This is a genomic window from Metabacillus mangrovi (genome assembly GCF_009711125.1).
Taxonomy (GTDB): domain Bacteria; phylum Bacillota; class Bacilli; order Bacillales; family Bacillaceae; genus Metabacillus_B; species Metabacillus_B mangrovi.
In genome coordinates this window covers 112,467-119,760 of sequence record NZ_WMIB01000011.1, presented here as the reverse complement: position 1 = coordinate 119,760, position 7,294 = coordinate 112,467, and the positions used below count along the sequence as shown (strand labels likewise).

Below are 7,294 nucleotides of genomic sequence, written 5' to 3'. Positions count from 1 at the left end.
AGAGATCCGCTCGACTTGCATGTATTAGGCACGCCGCCAGCGTTCGTCCTGAGCCAGGATCAAACTCTCCAAAAAGTGTTTGACTAGCTCTTGTTTAAAACTTTAGAATTAACGTTGGCACTTCGATTTGTTTAGTTTTCAAGGAACTTTTTAGCACTGCTCCCGAAGGAACTATCTTAATATACCACCGGGCACTATCCATGGTCAAGGTTTTTCTAAAACTTTTTTGATCTTTTTTTCTCGCACCTAACTAAACTCATTCTGATGCTTAGTAATTACTTTAAAAGAGGAAGATTTCTCAGGCCCTTCTTATCCGCACTCCTCTGTCGGATCGCTTCACCTTTCGCATGGAGCCGCGGTTTACCCGCTGCAAACCGCTGAAAAAAGAAGCCGGGAAGATTCGGCTTCTTAGAGGATTTCTTCTATATAAAGATCCAGCCGCTTTTCAAGCTGCACCATTTCTTTTCCGTTCGTCCGGATAATGGGTCTGACCGGATGCTGCGGGTCCGTAAAAATGACTTCCCCAATCGTTCCATCTGACAGTTTAACATGTGAGCCGCGGAGCAGCCGGGCAAGCATTTTTGATATTACATCAACTGTACTCAGATCAAATTTCCCGAAGCTGTCCTGTTTCATTTCTTCTATTACCTTAAAAGGTGAGAGGGGGCTCCGATACGGTCTCGGACAGATCATAGCCATGAATGTATCAGCAGCGGCTACGATTTTTCCGTATGGATGAAGCTGTTCGCCTTTGACTCCGAGCGGATACCCGCTGCCGTCCAGCCGCTCATGGTGCTGGAGGACGCCAACCTTCACTCCTTCTTTAATTGTTGATATTTCTTTAATCATTTTATAGCCGGCGATGGAATGCTGTTTAATCTCAGCGAATTCCCGATCCGTGAGTGCGAGTTTCTTTTGCAGGACTGCCGGAGTCATTTTGGCCATTCCGCAGTCACTTAACGCTCCCGCCAATGCAATCTGGTTCACTTCTCCCTGCGGAAAACCGAGCTGGTTTGCAATAAAGGCACTCAGCATGGATACTGCCAGACTGTGCTGAGCTACATAGGCCTGGCTTGAAAATGCTGAAGGGATTTTCAGCAGCTCTCCGGGCTCCTCCTTATACCTTTCTGCAAGAGGCAGGACAATCTCTCTGATTTTAGGCAGATCCACAGCTGCTCCTGACTGCCAGGAAAGAAACGCAAGATGAAACAGTTCCGCATTTTTTCTGAAATCTGAAGTACAATCCGAAAAGCTTTCCTGTGGTGACTGCTGCCTGCTTTGAATCGAATAACCCGGCTGAAAAGGCTCTCCGCTGCTCAGATAAGGCTTTACAGCTGCTTCTTTTATAAGAAATGCATTCAGTACTCCGATCATCTCCTGATTGAGAATGGTGTCCTTCTTCATAATCGGATCTCTTGATCTGCTCGTCACATCTTCAGATAGGATACACCCTTCTATTAACTGTTCAAGTCCGGTCCTCACCTGCAGCCCCCCTTTTAGATAAATTGAGTCATTAGACCTATTTATCATTTATATCGGCACAAAAAGGAGCAACCTTTAACGGCTGCTCCTTTTTTTGTCATTATTTTATTCTGCTTCTGGATGATTTTCTTCCAGCTCTTCTTTTTCTACAAGAGCAACTGTGGAAACGTGGTGGTTTTCACCCAATCGGATCAGGCGTACCCCCTGTGTGTTCCTTCCCATTGTAGAAATATCGTTTACATCCATGCGGATCAGAACCCCGTTTGCTGTAATCAGCATGAGATCCTCTTCGCCTGCGGATGCTTTAAATGAAACGACCGGCCCGTTCTTATCTGTAATGTTGCAGGTTTTCAGACCCTTTCCTCCACGGCTCTGAATGCGGTACTCTCCGGCAGGAGTCCGTTTTCCAAATCCATTGCGGGTCACGATCAGGATATCTGTGTCTTCCTCCAGAATCTCCATCCCTACTGCTTCATCATCTTCACTCAGGCTGATGCCTTTCACGCCGGTTGCGGTTCTTCCCATCTGGCGGACGTCGGATTCAGGGAAACGGATCATCATGCCATCCTTCGTTCCGATGATGATGTCTTTCGATCCGTCGGTCAGACGGACTGAGATTAATTCATCTTCCTCACGCAATCCAAGGGCGATCAGGCCGTTTGTACGGATGTTCGCGAATTGGGAAAGAGGTGTCCTCTTGGATATCCCCTGCTTTGTGGTGAAGAACAAATACCAGTCATCTGCAAATTCCGATACCGGAATAATGGCTTTCACCCACTCATCCCGCTCGACTCCGAGAAGGTTGATGATCGGAAGACCCTTCGCCGTCCGTCCGTACTCAGGAATTTCGTATCCTTTTGTCCGGTACACTTTTCCTTTGTTCGTGAAGTACAGGATCGTATCATGAGTAGAAGTCGTCAATAACTGATCAACGAAATCATCTTCATTTGTACCCATTCCCTGTATTCCTCTGCCTCCGCGCTTTTGGCTGCGGTAGGCCGAGATCGGCTGGCGCTTGATGTAGCCCTTATGTGTGAGGGTCAGAACGATATTTTCTTCCGGAATCAGATCCTCGTCCTCAAAGATTTCTGCACCACCTGCGATAATTTCCGTACGGCGCACATCGTTGAAGCGCTCTTTGATTTCAAGAAGCTCTTCCCTGATGATTTCAAGAACTTTTTCTTCATCGGCAAGGATCGCTTTAAGCTCGGCAATCAGAGCAACGAGGCCCTGGTATTCCTCTTCGATTTTTTCCCGCTCCAGTCCGGTCAGGCGCTGAAGGCGCATATCAAGGATCGCCTGTGCCTGCTTTTCACTGAGGGAAAACTGCTCCATTAAGCCATTACGCGCAATATCCGTCGTCTGTGATCCGCGGATCAGGGCGATGACCGCATCGAGATGATCGAGTGCGATGCGCAGGCCTTCTAATATATGGGCCCGTGCTTCCGCTTTTCTCAGTTCGAACGCAGTACGGCGTTTAATAACGACTTTCTGATGCTCAAGGTAATGCTCAAGGAACTGTTTCAAATTTAATACCTGCGGCTGGCCGTCTGCCAGAGCAAGCATGTTGATTCCAAAGCTTGTCTGAAGAGCCGTCTGTTTATAGAGGTTGTTCAAAAGAACGTTGGCATTCGCATCTTTGCGGACTTCTATGACAATTCTCATTCCGTTCCGGTCTGACTCATCACGGAGGTCGGAAATTCCATCAATCTTCTTATCACGGACGAGGTCGGCAATCTTTTCGATCAGTCTCGCCTTGTTTACCTGATAAGGAAGCTCATGAACGAGAATTACCTGCTTGCCCGACGGCTTTTCTTCAATTTCCACTTTGGCGCGGATGATGATCGAGCCGCGACCTGTCTCGTAGGCCTTGCGGATTCCGCTGCGCCCGAGGATCTGGCCAGCTGTCGGGAAATCCGGTCCCGGAATGATGTCCATCAGTTCAGCTATTGAAATTTCCGGATTTTTGCTGACAGCAAGGACTCCGTCAATGATTTCACCGAGCTGATGCGGGGGAATATTCGTTGCCATCCCGACCGCGATTCCTGCTGCACCGTTAACGAGCAGGTTGGGGAATCTGGCTGGAAGAACGACCGGTTCTTTCTCGGAACCATCATAGTTATCCTGATAATCGATCGTATCTTTATTAATATCTCTCAAGATTTCCATTGAGATTTTGGACATGCGCGCTTCTGTGTAACGCATCGCAGCTGCTGCATCTCCATCCACCGAACCGAAGTTTCCGTGGCCGTCCACCAGCATATAGCGGAAGTTAAAGTCCTGCGCCATCCGGACCATCGTGTCATAAACAGCAGAGTCACCGTGGGGGTGATACTTACCGATTACTTCTCCGACGATACGGGCAGACTTTTTAAAAGGCTTATCGCTTGTCATGCCGAGGTCATTCATTGCGTAAAGAATCCGGCGGTGGACGGGCTTCAGTCCGTCCCTTACATCAGGAAGGGCCCTCGAAACGATTACGCTCATCGCGTAATCCAAAAAGGACGACCGCATTTCCTGACTGATATTTATTTCCCTCACTTGAGGTGTCTTATCTTCAGCCATGTTTAAACCTCCCCAGAACTTTAGTTTGGGAGTTAGAAAAACTATCTCCGTTTATATCAAAATCGTATGAAAGATTATAGCAGCTTAAATCAGGCCATATTCTCCATTATATCAATAATCCCTTTATATTACACGTCAATTACGGAAAATGTCGCGCATGGCTAAAGGAAAAAAGCCCCCTGCATGGCAGGAGGCTCTGATGCTTTATTTGATCGCACCCTTTGTTACTCCCCTGATGATCCATTTTTGCGCAATGATATAAACGAGAATCATTGGGGCAAGTGCCATCAGATAGGAAGAGAAAGCGAGATTGTAGTCGGTGCTGAACTGTCCCTGGAAAACGAACTGGACAAGCGGCAGTGTCGAGAGCTCCCGGTCGCTGATGATAACGAGCGGCAGCATGAAGTCATTCCAGGCCCAGAGGGTTGTCAGGATTCCAACCGTTGCATTCATCGGCATCAGCAGCGGGAAGATAACCTTCCAGAAGACGCCCCATGTACTTGCGCCATCCACAATCGCTGCCTCCTCAAGCTCTTTCGGAATGGATTTAATGTACCCGACATATAAAAACACGTTAAAGGCGAGTCCGTAAACGACATAAAGGAAAATCAGGCCGATCAGGTTATCCAGGTTCCACTGAGCAGTCTGCTTCACGATCGGAAGCATGATGATCGGAAACGGAATGAACATCGCACTAACGAGATAATAAAAGATAAACTTATAGAATTTTTTATGCATGTTCCGGGCGATCGCGTAGGCCACCATGGAATTTGTCAATAGAGTGAGGACGACGACAAAGACCGTAATCAGCAGACTGTTCCCGAATGCATTGAAAAAGTTCGTCAGTTCAATCGCTTTTGCATAGTTTGAGAAATTCCACTGTTCCGGCAAGGCGAGCAGGGACTTGCCCATTTCCTCCGGTGTTTTAAACGAGATCGTTACAGCCAGGTACAGCGGAAATAAGATGAGCACCGAGCCCGCCAGCAGAAGGAGGGTTACGAGCCAGTTCGTTTTTCCTTTTTTCATTACAGCTCCACCTCTCTTCTCTGCAGGTAACGCAGCTGCACAACCGAAATAATCACAATCACAAGGAAATAGATCACAGCGTTGGCAGACTGATAGGCAAATTCTCCACCCTCAAATCCTCCGCGGAAGATAAGGAGCGAGATAGACTCAGTAGACGTCCCGGGGCCTCCGCCGGTCATAGCGATGATGTGGTCGAAGATCATCAGGAAGTTCTTCATCGCAAGAACCATATTGATCGTGAAGAACGGTGCGATGAGCGGGAAGGTAATGTTCCAGAACTTTCTCCATACACCCGCCCCATCGATGCTTGCCGCTTCATACATATCCTCCGGAATGGTAACAAGCCCGGCCAGATAAAGGATCGTATTAAATGCAACCGCCTGCCATACAGATACAGTCAGTATTCCAAGCCAGGCAACATCGGGCTTCCCGAGGATGTTTTCAGCCAGGGCATTAATGCCAAGCACCTGGGCGATCTCCGGCACAAACATGGTGAAAATAAAGTTGAATATGTAGCCGACGATCAAAATGCTCAGGATGTTCGGCAAAAAGTAAACGGCTCTCAGCGTTTTTGAAAATTTGATCCTGGAATTGAGGCCGATGGCGATCAGCAAGCTGAAAACATTCACGAGAATTGTAGCGACCACCGCAAACTGAAAGGTAAATCCGTACGCCTGAAGCGCCCGTTCATCCTGAAACACATTGAAGTAGTTTTTCAGACCGACGAAGCTCCATTCCCCGTAGCCTTTATAATCTGTGAAGCTGTAATAGATTCCCTGAAGTGCAGGGTATGTGTGAAAAACAAAGAACAGAATGAGTGCCGGGATGGTCATCAACATAAAGGCACGCTGTCTATTTTTCATCTCCCCAGTCCTCCCCTCTCAATTGTTTAATAGCGGTTTTGAACCTTGTCCCACTCCCGGTCCATCTTACGCAAAAATGCCTCTTTATCTTTTCTGATCAGGAATTCCTGAATCAGCCCCTCAGCCCGGATAGCTCTTGGATAGGCGTGATCGGGGAAACCGGTCAGCTGCTCCTTCTCAAAGCTTTCCTGGATGCCCTGCATGACCGGGTCCTCCTGAATCACATCTTCCAGGGCAGAAAATGCCTTCTGCTCATCGATGTAGCGCTTTGAATTCTCTTTTTCCAGCATAAAGGCCAGGAATTTCTTTGCTTCCTCTTCATGTTCAATCTCTTTATTCATCGTCAGGAGAACATCGACTCCTGAAACGAGGTTGTTTTTCTTTGGATCATCCGTTACTGGGAGCGGGAAAACCCCCATTTCCAGATCAGGATTCAGTTTCTGGATCTCCGGGATTGCCCAGTTTCCCTGGAGGTAAAAGACCCCTTCCCCGTTGGCAAATGCCTTATTTCCATCTGCATAGCCGTAACCGTAATTGTTTTGATGCCCGTACTGGAGGAGCGTCAGCATTTTGTCTGCAACATCGTTATAATCTTCCGTAAAGCTCGCTTTATCGTTTCGCTTTTTTTCGGCAAAATTTTCACCCTGAAGATTTCCTGCTACAGAATTCCATGGGATCATCCCGGTCCATGCATCTTTTAAAGTGAAGTAGATCGGCACATCTCCTGCTTTTTTAACTGTTTCCAACTGTCCAATGAAGTCACTCCATATATTTGGAGGGGTCAGTCCGTATTCCTTCAATTTTGCCTTGTTGTATATGACCACATTGGCGTTCGTAGCAAATGGAATCCCGTATGTACCCTCTTTTTCATTGGCAAGCTCATCAATCATCTCAGTATAGGACGGCTTCACCTGATCAAGCAGGCCGCTTTTGGAAAAGTCATAAAAGATGCCGGCATTCGCGAGTTCACCGTAAGAACCGTTGCCTCCTATGGCGAGCAGGTCAGGCATATCCTCTTTTACCAGCCTCGTCTTCAGCACGGTTTCTGCTTCAGGCGGCGCGTTCAGCTGAATATCAATCGCTGGATTCTCTTTTTCAAACTCTGTGATCAGCCCTTCGAATGTACCGACGTTCTCTGCTTTATTGGAAAACAGCTCGAGCTTTATTTTTCCGTCAGATGATGCATTCTCAGCCTGGCATCCGGCGAGCAGAAACGTGCCGGCAGCTAGACCGAAAGATGCTGCAAACCGTTTTCTCCACATGCTGCAGTCTCCTCTCTTAGTTCGTAAACGTTTACGCAAACAGGCAAAAAAATACTCGTGTAAACGTTTACGTCAATTCTATCATACCAACAGCTT

The 7,294-nt window shown here is 47.5% G+C and carries 5 protein-coding genes and 1 rRNA gene; all 6 read right to left on the bottom strand.

What is annotated here, in order from left to right; translation table 11 throughout:
* Positions 1-75, bottom strand: a 16S ribosomal RNA gene (locus GKZ89_RS12270); the annotation flags it as partial.
* A 333-nt stretch (positions 76-408) separates the two neighbouring features.
* Positions 409-1,482, bottom strand: a complete 1,074-nt coding sequence (locus tag GKZ89_RS21420) for an HD domain-containing phosphohydrolase (RefSeq protein ID WP_162356790.1) — start codon at positions 1,480-1,482, stop codon at positions 409-411.
* Positions 1,483-1,587: 105 nt separating this feature from the next.
* Positions 1,588-4,047 (bottom strand): DNA gyrase subunit A, encoded by a 2,460-nt coding sequence (gene gyrA / locus GKZ89_RS12260; protein WP_155112694.1) that lies wholly within the window; start codon positions 4,045-4,047, stop codon positions 1,588-1,590.
* A gap of 204 nt (positions 4,048-4,251) precedes the next feature.
* A complete protein-coding gene (locus GKZ89_RS12255; protein ID WP_155112693.1) occupies positions 4,252-5,073 on the bottom strand; it encodes a carbohydrate ABC transporter permease in 822 nt (273 codons plus the stop codon).
* The gene (locus GKZ89_RS12250; protein ID WP_155112692.1) at positions 5,073-5,936 is read right to left on the bottom strand and encodes a carbohydrate ABC transporter permease; all 864 of its coding nucleotides are present in this window, start codon (positions 5,934-5,936) and stop codon (positions 5,073-5,075) included. The genes GKZ89_RS12255 and GKZ89_RS12250 overlap by 1 nt, the downstream gene beginning before the upstream one ends.
* A gap of 26 nt (positions 5,937-5,962) precedes the next feature.
* Positions 5,963-7,198 carry an ABC transporter substrate-binding protein gene (locus tag GKZ89_RS12245; RefSeq protein ID WP_155112691.1) on the bottom strand — a complete coding sequence of 412 codons (1,236 nt, stop codon included), beginning with the start codon at positions 7,196-7,198 and terminating at the stop codon, positions 5,963-5,965.
* Between the last annotated feature and the right edge of the window lie 96 nt (positions 7,199-7,294).

Excerpts from the sequence above, each read along its gene's own strand:
- GKZ89_RS12255 (WP_155112693.1), bottom strand. The coding sequence starts at position 5,073 with ATGAAAAAAGGAAAAACGAACTGGCTCGTAACCCTCCTTCTGCTGGCG.
- GKZ89_RS12245 (WP_155112691.1), bottom strand. The coding sequence starts at position 7,198 with ATGTGGAGAAAACGGTTTGCAGCATCTTTCGGTCTAGCTGCCGGCACG.
- gyrA (WP_155112694.1), bottom strand. The coding sequence starts at position 4,047 with ATGGCTGAAGATAAGACACCTCAAGTGAGGGAAATAAATATCAGTCAG.
- GKZ89_RS12250 (WP_155112692.1), bottom strand. The coding sequence starts at position 5,936 with ATGAAAAATAGACAGCGTGCCTTTATGTTGATGACCATCCCGGCACTC.